The sequence below is a fragment of the uncultured Methanobrevibacter sp. genome (assembly GCF_902801725.1).
Classification (GTDB): Archaea; Methanobacteriota; Methanobacteria; order Methanobacteriales; family Methanobacteriaceae; genus Methanocatella.
In genome coordinates this window covers 1-15,793 of record NZ_CADCJB010000012.1, presented here as the reverse complement: position 1 = coordinate 15,793, position 15,793 = coordinate 1, and the positions used below count along the sequence as shown (strand labels likewise).

Here is a 15,793-nt window from a genome sequence, read left to right as displayed (position 1 = left end):
AGTGTTGAAGGTCTTTATAAATTAAAATAATAACGAAAATATCTTTTATTTTTATTGGATAGGTTAAAATTTGTTAATTACATTAGATTAAATTAATTTTAAAATTATAATTTTGTTTTTAATTGTTATTAATCTATTTTTTTAATAATTTTGTAAATTTTAGAAAACTTATTAAATAACTTAGTGAAAATATATTCTTATCGATGGGGGTTTAATAATGGAAAAGAAAATTAAAGTAATTATTTTATTGTTGGTTGTTTTGGTCATAGCTGGTGTGGCTACACATTTATTTTTAACTCCTTCAACAGTTGAGAGCAAGGGGTCCAAAAATATCACGGATATGGCAGGTAGAAATGTTGAAATTCCTGCATCTGTAAGTAATGTTGTAGCAACAAGCCCTCCAATGACTACAGTATTGTATATGATTGCACCTGACAAAGTAAAGGCCGTTAACTTTCAGTGGACAGATGCTGAAATGAAGTACGTTCCGAATCAGTATAAAAATTATCCTGTTGTTGGGGGTTGGTATGGCTCTCAAGACGGAAGCTATGAAGAATTCATTGCATCCGAACCGGATATTGTTATTGAATCTATTGATGAGGGTGGAGATGGTGATTTATCCACAGTTAAGGAACGTCAGGAAAAGTTCGGAAGCATTCCGGTCATTGCAGTTAATGATACAACAAATGTCGAGAAAGTCGGTGAATCCATAACATTCATGGGTGAGATTGTTGGCGAGCAGGAAAAGGCAAAGCAACTAAATGATTTCAACAATAAATATTTGGATATTGTCCATGACAGAGCATCCAAATTATCTGACAGTAATAAAAAGACAGTTTACTATGCTCAGGGTGATGATGGACTTCAAACAAGCCCTTCAAATTCTACTCACGGACAATTGATTGATTTGGTTGGTGGAAAAAATGTTGCGGACTCTGTTTCTCAAGGAAACACAACTGGAGGAGTTCAGGTTTCAATGGAACAGGTAATCAGCTGGAATCCTGATAAGATTATCACTAACGATCCGGAATTTTATGCACATGTTTATAATGATTCAAATTGGGGTAAAATTAATGCAGTTAAAAATAAGGAAGTTTATGTATCTCCGCAATCTCCATTCAAATGGTTTGATAGGCCTGTTGGAGCAAACATGATTATTGGTGTTCCATGGACTGCAAAAGCAATTTATCCTGATGACTATAAGGATATCAAAATGGTCGATGCGACTAAAGAGTTCTATTCTAACTTTTATCATTATGATTTGAGTGATGATGATGCAAAACAAATGTTATTAGATTCAGGACTCAAACAATCAAATTTGTAGGGTAATTTTCATGGATAAGGAAACAAAAGAGATTATAAGTATTGTACTTTTAATCTTTTTTCCAATAGTTCTATTTTTTGCTTCATTTTTACTTGGAAGATATCCAATCAGTCCTGTTGATGTAATTAAAACAATATTGTCTCCTATATTTCCTCAGTTGGAAATCAACCCAACAATTACGACAATTGTATTTGAAATCAGGCTTCCAAGAATTATTGGAGCTATTGTTGTTGGGGCATGTCTTGCAATTTCAGGAGCCGCTTTCCAGTCAATATTTAAAAACCCTTTGGTATCCTCCGATTTGCTTGGAGTATCTAATGGTGCAGGATTCGGAGCTGCTTTAGCCATATTAATCAGCGGAGCCAATATAGTGACTCAGCTATTTGCATTTGTTTTTGGTTTGATATCCGTTGCAACTACCTATTTGATATCAAGAACTTATAAGGCGGGAGGAATTCTTGTCCTGGTATTGTCTGGAGTTGCAATATCTGCATTTTTCAATTCGTTAATTTCTGCCATTAAGTTTATCGCAGATCCTGACGATAAGTTGCCTGAAATTGTATATTGGCTAATGGGATCATTAGCTTCTATCAATGCTGATAAGCTGTTTATGATTGCAATACCTGTCATCATAGGTCTTGCGATATTGCTGGTTTTAAGATGGCAAATGAATTTGCTTGCTATGGGTGATGAAGAGGCCCAATCCTTAGGTTTAAATCCTTCAAGAATAAGATTGTTAATAATTGCGGGATGTACACTTTTAACTTCTGCGGCAGTTTCAATTAGTGGAATTGTTGGTTGGGTGGGTTTGATTATACCTCATATGGCTCGTATGATTGTAGGTCCAGACAATAGGGTGCTTCTTCCGGCGTCTCTAAGTTTGGGCGGAAGTTTTTTACTGTTGATTGATAATATTTCAAGGGCGGTCATATCAATTGAAATTCCGATTGGTATTCTAACTGCCATAATAGGCGTTCCGATATTCTTATACTTGCTTAAACGGGGGTATTCAGAATGGTCGTAGATGAGAAATTATTTGAAGCAAGAAACATTTCATTTTCATATGATGATGAAGAAATATTTTCAGATATTTCCTTTTCCATTAAGAGAGGGGATGTCTTATGTATTCTGGGGCCAAACGGGACTGGAAAAACTACTCTGATTAAATGTCTCAATGGATTGCATGATATAGGTTCCGGTGAAATATTAATCGATGGTAAAAACATTAAAAGATTGTCGTTTAAGGAAATTTCAAAACATATAGGATATATTCCACAATCTCATGTTCCTTCATTTCCATTTAAAGTGTTTGATGTTGTTCTAATGGGCAGAGCACCATATCTTAACTTAACAGATTCTCCTAAAGATGAGGACGTCAAAATAGCTTCAGATGCTTTAAAAACTCTTGGGATAGAGAATTTGAAAGATAAGGAATATACGAATTTGAGTGGTGGGGAACGTCAATTGGTATTTTTGGCAAGGGTACTGTGTCAGAAGCCGGATATCCTAATATTGGATGAGCCGACGTCTCATTTGGACTTTGGAAATCAAATTAAACTTCTGGAAATTATTGAAAATCTCGCAAAAAATGGATTGTCTATTATAATGTCCTCTCACTTTCCAGATCATGCGTTCCTAAGCTCAACAAAAGTGGCTATAATGAAAAATGGAAAATTTATTGATTTTGGAACTCCTGATGATGTTGTAACAGAAGAAAACTTAAAAAAAGCATATTCCATTGATGTTAGGTTAATGGAATTGGATGATAAAAGAAAAGTATGTGTACCGATGAAAACAAACTTAAAATTAGACTTATGATGGTGATATTGTGAATGAAAAAGAATATGATGAACAGTTGGCAAAAGCAGCAGAATTTCATGGACATGTCTGTGGAGGAATTGCTATTGGAACAAAATTGGCAATGTACGGACTGGAACTATTGGGAATGCCATTAAATGAAAGACACAAAAATTTAATTGTATTTCTTGAAATCGACAGGTGCATGTCTGATGCAGTCCAGTCAGTTACTGGATGTTCCATGGGCAAAAGAACATTAAAGCAAATGTATTACGGCAAATTTGCTGCAACTTTCTACAACCAGGATACTGGAGAAGCTTTAAGAATAACCGATGCAGATGCAAACAAAAAATTCAAGGATGAAGAAACTAAAGAGGAAATGATTGCCCGTTTTAGAAGAACTCCTCCCGAAGATCTGTTCAAGGTTGACAAGGTTAAAATTGAATTGGGTTTAGGAGACATGCCGGGTAAGCCTTATACTACTGCATTCTGTTCAGTTTGTGGTGAAAAAGTATCTGACGGTCGCCATAAACTTATTGGCGGAAAACCTGTTTGCAGGTCTTGTGCAGATGGATCATACTACGAAATAATTGAAGAATAATGTTGAATTTTTATTTCTCATTATTTTTTGATGTTTTTTATTTTTACTCAAAATTTTTTCTTTATTTTGATATTGGATATTTTTAATTGTAGTTTTATTTATTTGAATTACTTCTAGCCCTTTAATTAATTTTTTAATTATTCATTACGATATGTTTATATATTCATGTTGATTAATATTTAATTAGATAAATGAATATAGGTTTTGAAAAAAATGGACTTGATTGGGGGGTATTTGTTAATATTATTGGTATTATTTACAGCCAACATCGCTTTGATGCTTGGAAACTATGAGCTAAATAATATCAAATTAATAATATGTTCTTTTGTATTTTCTATCATTTCATTTTTGATAATGCATGTTTCAGGTTATCTGAATACTCAATTTGCATTTTTGTTGGATAATTTTAGTTATCTATTCATTATAATTGCAATTTTGATATTTCTTTCGATGCTATATTATGTTAAGACTAATGAGTTAAGAATGCCGTTATCTGTGATTTTGATTACCTTTTTATTGTCTGTCATATTATTTGCCTCACAGGCGAGTTTAGATTTTTTCAATATTCTCATATATTCTTTATTGAGTTTTATTATTTTATTTGTTGTTTATCAACTAACTAAATTATTGCATCATGCAAAAAGACAATACTCTGTAATAATTGGGGAATATATGTGTCTGTTTTCAATATTGGTATTCATTTTTGCAGTTACATATAATTCAACAGTTAATCTTGACTATACAATGTTTAGCTCATTTTTGATTTTAACTCCGACTTATCAGTTGATTTATGTTATTATTGCAGTTGTTGTCACTTTAATTGCTGGTATGCTTCTAAATGATAGTAAGGGAGGAAATTCATGATAATTCAAGGAACTGGAACATTGACTTCTTTCATTCATATTCTTTCGGAAAGTCTTCTAACTCCGGTCGTTATTTTGCTTGTCATCTCAGTAGTGATAGTTATCTTGGCTTTTGGCGGTTTGATTAATGAATATATATCTAGAAAGCCAATCAAGTCAAAAGATTTGGAGGACCTGATTAGAAGAGTTTCATTTTCAACTGATGTAGGTCAGATGAAGGAAGAAATAAAAAACAGCGATTTGTTTGATTATCAAAAAGAAATTTTGACTAGAATAGCGGATAATTATGATATTGGTTCTGATGCAAGAAAAGCATTAGCCAGTGAATTAATATCTGCTAATGAAACCAGATTAATTAAAAAAACCAATAAAACTGATATTTTAGTTCGTGTTGGTCCAATTTTAGGTCTTTTAGGTACTTTGATTCCATTAGGCCCAGGTCTTGCAGCACTTGGAACAGGAGATATTGCTACACTTGCAGAATCTTTAACAATTGCTTTCGATACTACTGTTACAGGTTTGACAGTTGGGGCTATTGCTTTTTTAATTTCAAAATACAAGAAGCAATGGTATGAATCAGAATTAATAGATGTTGAAACTGTTGCGGAAGCGGAGTTGGAAACTATTAACAAATGGTGATTTGATGCTTAGAAAAAGAAGAAGGATTTCAGAATCTGTTGATGATGACCCAATGGGTGGATTGAATAACCTTTCAGATGCAATGCTTGTTTTGGCTTTGGGTTTTTTGATTTTTGCAATTATGGCTCTATCGGCAAATCCGGACATGATTACAAAAACACAATCAACACAGGATGTTTCAACAGCAGATACATTCAGTCAAAACTACACTAATGCAGGCGGTCTTGAGGATAGTGGCTATAGTGAAGTCGGAAAGGTTTACCAGGATCCGACCACTGGTGAATTGGTAATGGTATCGGGTTGAAGTTTAATTTTAAGAAGTTTTTTTTCTCTTAAACTATCTTTTTTTTTATGTGTTATCTGGTGGTTGCAACGCCTTTTGACTAATCAGTTTTCTATTTTGTTTGGTCAATTTCAAATCCGCACTCGCTGCAGGATTTGGTTTGGAATTTCACAATCCCTCCGCATTCGGGACATAACCATCTTTCCCTATCCTGTGCCATCATCTTGCCTATTCCTGTTGTTTTTATGCGTTTTGCACTATCCAGTGTATTCAAATCGTGGCGTTTTACATATTTTTTAGAGTGCTTTTTCATTAACGGACATGGAAACTCACTGCATCGTCCGCAGTAGCTAAAATTCTTACTGTCAAAGCAGTTTTTGATTTTACACTTTAAACTGGCTTTGTTTTTCCCATCATCACTTATAAGGCATCCTGCACATGGATTTTGATATTTTTCACAGCTTATGCAGTTTATTCCGCAGGGCGCAAGCAATTTTGAATCTATTACATCAGGCATTTTCATAATATATGATTTATTTCATTTTGTATTAATATTTTGAGTTGCTGCAAAGATGATGCTCTTGTAAATATTTAATTTTCGTTGAAATTTTTGTTAAAATCTAATTTTTACGATACCTTTATAAATAGTTAAAACAAATATTTGATTACTGTTATTTTTATGGCAGTGCTAAAATACTTTTTTTGGGATAAGTTCCCATATGGATGTGGCCCTAGTGGCTGAACAAAAAGGTGTTATTTATGTATAAATATATTAGAGACGCATGGAAAAACCCTGATGAGTCTTACGTACGTGAACTCATGTGGGAAAGAGCTCCTAAATGGAGAAGGCAAAAAGCAGTTCAAAGAATCGAAAGACCTACCAGACTCGACAGAGCTAGAAGTTTAGGTTACAGAGCTAAAAAAGGTTTTGTTTTAGTAAGAACTAGAGTAAGACGTGGTGGAAGAAGGAAAACCCGTCACTTCAACGGTCGTAAACCTAAAAGAATGGGTGTAAACAAAATTACCCAAGCAAAATCTATTCAAAGAATTGCTGAAGAACGTGTAGCTAAAAAATACCCTAACTTAGAAGTATTAAACTCCTACTGGGTATGGGCTGACGGAAAATATAAATATTTTGAAGTTATTTTAGTAGATCCGCTAAGTCCTTCTATCGTTAACGATAAGAAAATCAATTGGATTTGCTCCAAAAAACACACTAATAGAGCTTTAAGAGGCTTAACCAGTGCTGGTAACAAAGGACGTGGAATCAAATCCAAAGGAAAAGGATCTGAACAAGCTAGAAGAAGAAAAATCTAATTTTTCTTCATTCTTTTTTGATAAAAATGATTCATAATATCAAGTTCAGGGCTTTCGTTTATGAAAATGAAAGCGTTGATGAAATTTCCGAAGCTATTTTAAATATTCTTCCTGAAGCCGAAATTGAAGCTGAAGAGGCTGAAGGATTGCTTGAAGATAAAATAATTATTTTATCTGGTAGAGTATCTAAAAAAAGATACACAAAGACTTTTTTTAACACACTCCTTGAGTGGACAGATTTAGAAAAATTAAACGCTGATTTAGAGCGTAAGATTGATGAAAAAGGAAACTGGTTTTTAAGATTTGACAAATCTGATGCTCTTGATGAAATTTGGACAATAAAGGATTCAGGCGATTCAATCCATCTTAAGGTAAAGATTGCCGCTTTTCCTGCAAAAAAACAGATTGCAGTTGATAAGGTTCGTGAAGCTATTTTAAATGATTAAAATGGAATTCAATCAAATCATTCATGAATTTGAAGAGTTGTCAGATATTGATTTTGCCAAAAACATGAAAAAATTTGGTATTCAATATGTCAAAAGCTATGGGCTCAGATTGCCCCAAATTAGAAAAGTAGCAAAAAGCTGCGGCAAAAACCATGATTTGGCATTGAAACTCTGGAATCATGGATATCATGAAACATATCTCTTGGCAACTCTTGTTGAAGAGCCGGACAAAGTTGATTTGCTCCAATTGGATGAATGGGTAAATGCATTCTATTCATGGGATTTGGTCGATCAGGCTTGCATCAATCTTTTGAGGTTCATCCCTGAAGCTATTGACAATATTTTCCTTTGGGCAGAATCTGACAAGGAATTTGTCAAAAGGACTGCATTCAGTTTAATTGCGGTATTGGCAGTTCACAACAAGGATTCTGATTTTGATAAGTATTTTGAAATAATTAGGGAAGGCTCAAAGGACAGCAGGAATTTCGTGAAAAAATCTGTAAATTGGGCTTTAAGACAAATCGGCAAATCAAACCGTGAAAACAACAGGAAAGCAATTGAACTTTCCTATGAAATTCTTGAAATTGACAACAAAGCAAGCAAGTGGGTTGCAAGAGGTGCAATTCGTGAACTTGAAAGCGAAAAGGTTCAAAGCAAATTTCAAAAAAGTTAACTTTATTTTAATTTAATCCAATATATAATCATAAAGGTGATGTAATGGAGAGAAAAAGTTATTACTTGATAATTATATTGGTTGCTTTTGTGATATGTATGGGAGTGTTTCTCTACCAATTCAATAATGACGTCCCTACATTCATAATCATAAATGAAACTGAAGTCCATGAAAACGGCTCTTTTTCAGGTATGCTAACGGACGCATATGGTTTTGGTGTTGCAAATCAGACAATAACATTCCACAAGCCAGGTCATAAAATGGGAACTATTGTTGATGTTGTGACTGATGAAAAGGGACAGTTTACCATTGAAAAGGCACAATATTTATCTGATGCAGGTAAGGATAATTATTATGGTAACTTTACATTTGCAGGAAATGGCAAATATCAGGGATGCACATATGAAGGCAATGTTACTGTAGTTCATTAATAATTTAGTAAAATATGTAATATTATGAAATTCATGAATGTTATGGATGAATTTTTTTCATTTTTGATAAAACTTATCATTGTTGTCTATCTAAATTTATATTATGAACATATCAAAAATATTTTCAGATGAAAAAGTTAACACCGGAAGGCAGGTCGAACTTGACATTGCCAAGGCATTGGCCATCATATTCATGATTTTTCTGCATACTATTATGGTAGTTCAGGGTTATAATGCGGGTTTAAGCTCCACTTATAGTTTCATATTTGGTAATGTGCTGGGAAGGCCTTATGCAGCAGTTGTTTTCATGTTTTGTATGGGTGTTGGCGTAGTATATTCAAGGCACAGCCAATGGGACACCATGATAAAAAGAGGGGTGAAATTATACCTTACTGGTGTTCTGGTAAATGTATTCGAGTACTTTGTGCCATTTTTCCTTGCCGGAAGTCTTGGCCTTGATGCCACTCCTTTTAATATATATGGTGGATTGGTGCTCTTTGTGGTTGATATCCTGGCATTTGCAGGTATGGCATTTGTTTTAATGGGTATCTTAAAGAAATTCGAACTTTCCAATAAAAAAATGATTATTGTTGCGGTTGCGCTGTCTCTTCTGGGTACTCTTTTAAGATTCACAGATTTCGGCATTCCTGTTGTAAATTTAATTACAGGCCACTTATTCGGAACTAAATTTACAGCTTTTCCATTATTCAACTGGTTCATTTTTCCAATTGCAGGATATGTTTGGGGACAATACTTCATTAGAGCCAAGGATAAAAGTGAATTCTTTAAGTTTTGGCCAATTTTAATGATTGTTTCTTTAATCTACTTCTTTGTATCTTCAAAGTTATGGGGAGGGGTCTTTTCAAAGGATGTTCACCTTTATTACTTCATGAATACCCTGGATGCAGTGTTCTGTATAATCAATGCTCATGCTGTAATAGGATTATGCTATTGGCTGGCTAAATTCCTGCCGGATGCAGTTGTTAAGATATTTTCGATGTTGAGCAGCAACATCAACAACATATATATTGCTCAATGGTTCTTTATACCGGTTACAGTACTCCTTATCACTTACCTCGCTAGAGGATTGGTATTGAATGATTTGATATCTGCAATAATCTCAATAGTAATGCTGATTATATCCACTGCAGCTGCACTGGGATATAAGAAATTAAGAACCTGATTTGAGGGTTATTCAAAAATCAAAATGTTCATCAGGTATATCCTATGCATCTCAGCTATGATGAGTATTTGAATCAAAATCTGATGATTAATTTAAAGTGATTCACATTAAATAATTGTTAAAATCAAACGTTAGGAGTTTCACTTCCTAACCAATCTTTTTTTTTTAAAATGAATCTTAAAATATGGAATTCATTGAAATTCACTATATCTAAAAAAAAATAAAAGAAGTTGAAAAACAACTTCTAAAAGAGTCCGCTATCTTCTAAACGTGATTCGAAGTAATGTGCTGCTGAATCAGCTTTGGTTTTTAAAATCAACAAGACGATAACAGTAATGATACCTATGCCTAGAAGAATAATTAGTGCAGGCTGGTAATTTGACCATACAAGACCCAATTGTGCTTCACGCATTAGCGTAATTGCATAAGTCATCGGCAGATATGGGTTTAGTGCTTGGAAAACTTCACCCATAATTTGTACTGGATAAATACCCCCAGTACCTGATATCTGGAATACTAAAAGCACAACGGCTATTGCTTTTCCAACCTCTCCCAATGCAGATACTAGAGAATAAATCAATATCATAAATACTGATGATACCAGAATGCCCGACAATATAAACAGTGGAACATTAGAAATATAAATTCCTATAAGTATAGCTCCGCCAAGGGTTATACACGCCTGTAAAATACTCAATGTTAAAAATATGCCCAATTTGCCGAAATACATTTCACGGGGAGTATATTTGGTTCCTTTGGCGACGCCCGGTTTTAACATTGCGCAGGTAATTATACCACCAACCCACATGGACAATACGATATAGAATGGGGACACGTTTGATCCGTAATCTGGAACTGGGAATATTTCATTTCTGTCAAGTGATACTGGAGCAAAGAAATAATCTCCAAGAATTGTTTCATTGATACCAGTAATTTGTCCAAGGGTGCTTGCAGATGAAGCGAGAGAGCCTGCTGCAGTAAACAATGCTTGTGCAGCTGAAGTTGAAAGTAATTCTGCTCCTGCTGCAAGAGCCAGTGAACCTTCAGCCAATTCAACTGAACCACCGGCTACTTGGCTTGCACCGTCTGCGACTTTACCCGAACCTGTTGCTAATTTTGATGAACCTTTTGCCAATGATACTGATCCGTCAGCCAATTGGCTTGCACCTCCTGCAACTTGGCTACTGCCCTTTGCAAGTTCGCCGCTACCTTTAACATACTCTTTTATAGGACCTTCCGGAACAAGAGATGGGTCTACTGCAGATTCAAGTTCTTCAGAACCTTTTTCTACTTGGCTTGCACCTGATTTTACAGCTGAAGAACCCTGTTCTACTTGGCTTGCACCTTCTTCAATTTTACCCACATTGGAAGTTACCTGTGATGCACCGCTTTGAACTTGGCTTGCACCGCTTTCAACTTGGCCGGTACCAGAAGATACTTGGGATGCACCGTCTGCCACTTGATCTGCACCGGCTTGGAGTAAGGCTCCACCGCCAGCCAATTGACTGGCTCCTGAAGCGAGACCTTCCTGCAATTCTCCAAGTTTGCCATAAGCTGCAAGATTGATAATCTGAATTATTTTTGAATTTAATGTATTGTAAACTGCATTGGCACCTGAATCAGTTAGTTTGGTGGCCACTGGATTTGATTTAATATTGACGACATATTCCAATTTTGCCTGTTGGGGGTCATCAGTAGTAATGGAGAGAACATTTTCAGTCAGATTCCGGGGTATTACAATTCCTGCATAATATTTTCCATTGTAAACTCCATCTCGCAGTTCTTTTTCCGTAACAAAAGTCCAATCAAATTTATCATTATCTTTTAACTCTTTAACCAGCTCATTTCCAATATTAATCGTTTCATTTTGGAATGAAGAACCATTATCAAGGTTTGCTATTGCAAATTGAACGTCTCCCGTATTTCCATAAGGATCCCAACATGCCTCAATATTCAAAAGAGCATAGAGAGACGGCAAGACAATTATTCCAATTAAAACGATAGTGACAACCGGATTGGAAAATGCTGATTTGAAATCATTTTTCATAATTTCTATAATATTTCTTATATCTCCAGCCATTTTATACCTCAATTAATAATTATGAATAAATCATTTTAATTTATGTTGTCACTTAATTATAAAATTTGTGTAAATTTTTTATAATATTAAATAGATATGAATATATAGTAAATGAACAGGTGTCAACATATGAAGATAAAAATGTTACTGGTTTTAATTGTATTTTTATTTAGTATTGTTTGTGTTAGTGCAAGTGATGTAAATGATACTTTGGCCGGTGCTGATGAAATTCAGGTGCTTGAAGCCAATGAAACTTCGCAGGATGTACTTTCTAGCACAGATGATGGAACTTTCTCATCTCTTCAATCCAAGATTAATAATGCCTCATCAGGCTCAACAATTACTTTGGATAGGGACTATTCTTATGATGAGAATTTAAAGTCAAACGGAATTATTATCGATAAGGATTTGACTATTAATGGTAATGGACACAAGTTGGATGGTAAGTCAAAATCCAGAATGTTCATTATTTTATATGGTTTCATGGGAAACTATAGGGTCACATTGAATAATATCCACTTTGTAAATGGGTACACCCCTTATGATGGTGGAGCAATACTTAATTTTGCAAATTTAACAGTCAATAAGTGTACTTTCACAAATAATCGCGCTCATGACTGTGGAGGTGCAATTAATTCTGTAGGATATTTGAATTGCAGAAACTCTAATTTCAATAAAAATGTTGCAGGAGGGGATGGAGGAGCAGTATTTTCATTATCCTTTGAAAACTCCTTTTTATTCTACCATAACATTTATGTAAACAGAACTATTGATGAAAAGTTGGAGTTCATCATTACTTTAACTGCGACTGCAAACATTAAATTCCTAAAGGACAGAGTAACTCACTCTACTTTCAGAAACAATGTGGCTAAAGGTCGTGGTGGTGGAGGAATATATGCATTCTCCCATATTAATGTTGCATCATCCACATTCATATCTAATGTAGCAGGTGAAAAAGGCGGAGCAGTATTTGGCAATATGAATTTATATGTACAAAATTCCAAATTCACAGGTAACAGGGCTTCGATGTACGGAGGTGCAATTTACTTCAAATGCCATGGATCCACAGGACATTATGACGATAAGGGTAATTGGGTTTCTGAAATTAAATTTTACAGTAATTCCATTCAGAAATCATCATTTTCAAAAAATGTTGCAAGTAAAGGTGGAGCAATATATGGATTCAGAGCATCCGATTCAGATAGGATTCATTGCGCAAAAGCTGTTAGATGTACTTTTGCAGCTAACAAAGTCTCTGTTGCAGGTAGAGATATTTATGGCGGAACAGCTTCCAAATGTGTGTTCAATTATTTGAAAGTAACTTTAAAAACTGTTACTGTTAAAAAATCCGCTAAAAAAGTTGTTTTGTCTGCAAGGCTTTTCAAGGGAAAAACCTTATTTAAAGGTAAGATCATTACATTCAAATTCAACGGCAAAACACTCAGAGGAAAAACCAATAGCCAGGGTATTGCAAAAGCAACTGTTACTAAAGGACTGCTTAATAAGCTTACCGTTGGTAAAAATGTCAGATACCAGGCAAGTTATGGTAAATTAACCGCTAAAAAAATCGTTAAGGTAAGAAAATAATTCCATGGCAAAAACGGAAAAACTGAAATATTTTTGCTAAGTGATGTTTTGAACTATTGCGTTCAATTCATCCACATTTCTATTTTTTTTTTAATACTTCAATTCAAAGGGATATGACTCTCACTTTTATTCAAAACTATTTTTTTTAAATCGTTTCATGTATGCTCAAGTTCAAAATAGTTCGGTTTTCAAAAACATTGAGGTTAATGTAAACCTCTCTGCATTTAATTAAAATAATGGATGGGCCTGTTGATATTATTGGTCATTTCTTATTGTAAAATCATTGCTGATACAGTTTCATTTTTAAAAAATTGTTATTGATGAATGCGTTATATTTCAGAGGTTTCAATTTTGTCCTTGTCATCAATAAATATGATTGTCAAAATAAGCATGAAAACATGTAGGGCAAGCATAATCAATGAAGTCTGATTGAATGCTACGACTGAAGCGGAATTGTGATTTATAGCACCTCCTGCTAGGATAGCCGCTATAACAACTACCATTGATGAGCCGATTGCAGCAAAAATCTGTCTTAATGTATTGTTGACTGCAGTTCCGTCCTCAACCTTGTCTGATACCATGGTCAGTGTCCATGTTGTGGCCGGCATGAGAGCCAAACCTGTACCTATATAACGGATTGATTGAGTTATTGCCATAAATTCAAATGAGGAATCTTGAGTATAGAACATCATAGCTCCAAATCCGATTATGGAAATTAAACACCCTAAAATCAGGACCTTTTTGATTCCTATTCTATTTGTAAGTAATGGACCTATGATATTAAAGACAATTATCAATAATCCTCCAGGGAGGAGCACTGAAGCGGAAAAGATTGCTGAATTGTAAGCTACGCCCTGAATGAATATTGGAAGGAGTGCAGTGCATCCATTCAAACATGCATAGAGGATACAGATAAATATTGTCCCCACTAGGAAATACTTGTTTTTAAGTATGGATAAGTTTATCAAAGGATGTTCTAATTTTGATTGACGTTTTAAAAATAATATTAAAGCTATAATTCCAATTATTATTGGCAATATTACCATATAATGTGTAAATCCATAATCTGCAACATTTGTAAAACCAAACATTACTCCAGCACATCCAATTACTGACAATACAACGGACAAATAGTCAAGGGGATAATCTTCGGTTGGAGTATTGTCTTTTACAAATATTATGCCTAAAACCAAAAGAATTAATGTGGCTATTGTGAAAAATGTGAACAATTCTCTCCAGCCATATAAAGTTATTACAAATCCTCCTAAAAAAGAACCGAGAACGGGAGCTATTGCAATTACCAAACCATATAATCCCATATATGTCTGCCATTTTTCTTCAGGTATGCTTCTCAAAAGCAAAATCTGCATATATGGCATGATAATACCGTTACCAATTGCCTGAAGAATTCTGCCAAAAATCAGAACAATAAGGGAAGTTGAAAAATAACATATTACTGATCCTATAAGGAATACAATTAATGAAAAGAAAAATATTGATCTTGCACTGAATCTGCGTGATATAAAAGCACTTAATGGAATCATGACGCCTACAACAAGTAGAAATGCAGAATATGACCACTGGGCTTGTGTTGATGAGACGGAAAAGTCACTCATCAAATAAACGACACCTGTTGTAATGATGGATTGGGCTATGCATACCAGGCTTGAAGCTAAAGTAAACAAAATCAAAAGTTGCATCTTCTTGTTTAATTGTATATTCATTTTTTCACCAAATGTATTTATAATTATTTTTTTAGGAAGATATTATTTATAATTTTGGAAATTTTTTGAATGAGGCTTTAAACGGAAGGAATATTTTTTTGTCAAAATTACATTAAATCAAATTTTAATTATTTTACAATTTATGAATAGAAAACCAATATTTTTTTATATAATCTTGAATAGAAATTTCAGTATTAATATAAATATTATATTAAATGGAGGAATTTTTATTAAATCAAAACTGATTATTGTTGCAGTAACTCTATTTGTTTTAATCAGTCTGCCTTGTGCAAGTGCAGTCGCTGACAATCAAACAGATGTTACTGCACAGGTTAACGTTATGGAAGAAACCTTAACGGATGTAAGTACAGATTTGGGTAATTTTACGGATTTAAATGAGTTAATTTCCCAGTCTGATAAAGAATTAACGTTGGATAAAAATTATAAATTTGATCCGTCAAAAGATATAGATATTAATGGATTTACAATTTCTAAGGATAATTATGTTGTTGATGGGCAAGGCCATACCATAGACGGTTCAGGCCAAGTGAAGATATTTACTTTCACAGGATCAAACATTACTCTTAAAAATATCAATATAATAAATGCAAAGGGAATTAATGGTCCTGCAGCTTCTTTTGCCTCTTTAGCAATAGTTGATAATTGTAGTTTTGTTAATAATAGCGCTTCCGGTTTAGGTGGTGCAATTCATGTTAATGACTCTGTTTCTGATTGCAAAATTGACTCTAAATTCATAAACAATAGTGCAAGTCGGGGTGGAGCAATATTCTTTAACAATACAGTTGATAACAGTATAATTAATGGTTATTTTGAAGGTAATGAAG

General features: G+C 34.1%; 16 protein-coding genes and 1 pseudogene. 14 read left to right on the top strand and 3 right to left on the bottom strand.

What is annotated here, in order from left to right:
• Nucleotides 1-217: 217 nt before the first annotated feature.
• The 7 genes from QZV68_RS03665 (at nucleotide 218) to QZV68_RS03635 (ending at nucleotide 5,528) form a co-directional block, all read left to right on the top strand.
• On the top strand, nucleotides 218-1,324 hold the full coding sequence (locus QZV68_RS03665) for an ABC transporter substrate-binding protein (RefSeq protein ID WP_296878694.1): 1,107 nt from the start codon (nucleotides 218-220) through the stop codon (nucleotides 1,322-1,324).
• A 10-nt stretch (nucleotides 1,325-1,334) separates the two neighbouring features.
• The gene (locus tag QZV68_RS03660; protein WP_296878692.1) at nucleotides 1,335-2,348 is read left to right on the top strand and encodes an iron ABC transporter permease; all 1,014 of its coding nucleotides are present in this window, start codon (nucleotides 1,335-1,337) and stop codon (nucleotides 2,346-2,348) included.
• On the top strand, nucleotides 2,339-3,142 hold the full coding sequence (locus QZV68_RS03655) for an ABC transporter ATP-binding protein (RefSeq protein WP_296878690.1): 804 nt from the start codon (nucleotides 2,339-2,341) through the stop codon (nucleotides 3,140-3,142). The genes QZV68_RS03660 and QZV68_RS03655 overlap by 10 nt, the downstream gene beginning before the upstream one ends.
• A gap of 7 nt (nucleotides 3,143-3,149) precedes the next feature.
• Nucleotides 3,150-3,722 carry an FmdE family protein gene (locus tag QZV68_RS03650; RefSeq protein WP_296878792.1) on the top strand — a complete coding sequence of 191 codons (573 nt, stop codon included), beginning with the start codon at nucleotides 3,150-3,152 and terminating at the stop codon, nucleotides 3,720-3,722.
• Nucleotides 3,723-4,394: 672 nt separating this feature from the next.
• A complete protein-coding gene (locus QZV68_RS03645) occupies nucleotides 4,395-4,586 on the top strand; it encodes a hypothetical protein (protein WP_296878688.1) in 192 nt (63 codons plus the stop codon).
• Nucleotides 4,583-5,224 (top strand): MotA/TolQ/ExbB proton channel family protein, encoded by a 642-nt coding sequence (locus tag QZV68_RS03640; protein ID WP_296878687.1) that lies wholly within the window; start codon nucleotides 4,583-4,585, stop codon nucleotides 5,222-5,224. Before QZV68_RS03645 ends, QZV68_RS03640 begins: the two co-directional genes overlap by 4 nt.
• 4 nt (nucleotides 5,225-5,228) lie before the next feature.
• On the top strand, nucleotides 5,229-5,528 hold the full coding sequence (locus tag QZV68_RS03635) for a DUF2149 domain-containing protein (RefSeq protein ID WP_296878685.1): 300 nt from the start codon (nucleotides 5,229-5,231) through the stop codon (nucleotides 5,526-5,528).
• A 91-nt stretch (nucleotides 5,529-5,619) separates the two neighbouring features.
• Here QZV68_RS03635 and QZV68_RS03630 read toward each other — a convergent pair whose 3' ends face one another.
• Nucleotides 5,620-6,030 (bottom strand): DUF3795 domain-containing protein, encoded by a 411-nt coding sequence (locus QZV68_RS03630; protein WP_296878683.1) that lies wholly within the window; start codon nucleotides 6,028-6,030, stop codon nucleotides 5,620-5,622.
• Nucleotides 6,031-6,266: 236 nt separating this feature from the next.
• Here QZV68_RS03630 and QZV68_RS03625 point away from each other — a divergent pair, with 236 nt between their 5' ends.
• From QZV68_RS03625 to QZV68_RS03605, 5 genes are all read left to right on the top strand, one after another.
• Entirely contained in the window at nucleotides 6,267-6,824 is a 558-nt protein-coding gene (locus QZV68_RS03625) for a 50S ribosomal protein L15e (RefSeq protein ID WP_296878682.1), read from the top strand.
• Nucleotides 6,825-6,850: 26 nt separating this feature from the next.
• Nucleotides 6,851-7,270 (top strand): RNA-binding protein, encoded by a 420-nt coding sequence (locus QZV68_RS03620; protein ID WP_296878680.1) that lies wholly within the window; start codon nucleotides 6,851-6,853, stop codon nucleotides 7,268-7,270.
• Complete coding sequence (locus QZV68_RS03615; protein ID WP_296878678.1) at nucleotides 7,263-7,943, top strand: DNA alkylation repair protein; 681 nt, start codon at nucleotides 7,263-7,265, stop codon at nucleotides 7,941-7,943. Before QZV68_RS03620 ends, QZV68_RS03615 begins: the two co-directional genes overlap by 8 nt.
• Nucleotides 7,944-7,987: 44 nt before the next feature.
• The gene (locus tag QZV68_RS03610) at nucleotides 7,988-8,374 is read left to right on the top strand and encodes a hypothetical protein (protein WP_296878676.1); all 387 of its coding nucleotides are present in this window, start codon (nucleotides 7,988-7,990) and stop codon (nucleotides 8,372-8,374) included.
• Nucleotides 8,375-8,477: 103 nt separating this feature from the next.
• Nucleotides 8,478-9,557, top strand: coding sequence for a heparan-alpha-glucosaminide N-acetyltransferase domain-containing protein (locus QZV68_RS03605; RefSeq protein ID WP_296878674.1), 1,080 nt, complete (start codon nucleotides 8,478-8,480; stop codon nucleotides 9,555-9,557).
• Between the two features lie 244 nt (nucleotides 9,558-9,801).
• On the opposite strand, the gene QZV68_RS03600 is transcribed toward QZV68_RS03605, so the two are convergent.
• The gene (locus tag QZV68_RS03600) at nucleotides 9,802-11,637 is read right to left on the bottom strand and encodes a YhgE/Pip domain-containing protein (protein ID WP_296878673.1); all 1,836 of its coding nucleotides are present in this window, start codon (nucleotides 11,635-11,637) and stop codon (nucleotides 9,802-9,804) included.
• 129 nt (nucleotides 11,638-11,766) lie between these two features.
• Here QZV68_RS03600 and QZV68_RS03595 point away from each other — a divergent pair, with 129 nt between their 5' ends.
• Complete coding sequence (locus tag QZV68_RS03595) at nucleotides 11,767-13,224, top strand: hypothetical protein (RefSeq protein ID WP_296878671.1); 1,458 nt, start codon at nucleotides 11,767-11,769, stop codon at nucleotides 13,222-13,224.
• Nucleotides 13,225-13,553: 329 nt separating this feature from the next.
• Here QZV68_RS03595 and QZV68_RS03590 read toward each other — a convergent pair whose 3' ends face one another.
• Nucleotides 13,554-14,948 carry a DHA2 family efflux MFS transporter permease subunit gene (locus tag QZV68_RS03590; protein WP_296878669.1) on the bottom strand — a complete coding sequence of 465 codons (1,395 nt, stop codon included), beginning with the start codon at nucleotides 14,946-14,948 and terminating at the stop codon, nucleotides 13,554-13,556.
• 175 nt (nucleotides 14,949-15,123) lie between these two features.
• On the opposite strand from QZV68_RS03590, the pseudogene QZV68_RS03585 reads away from it, so the two are divergent.
• Nucleotides 15,124-15,793: pseudogene (locus QZV68_RS03585) on the top strand (hypothetical protein); the annotation flags it as partial.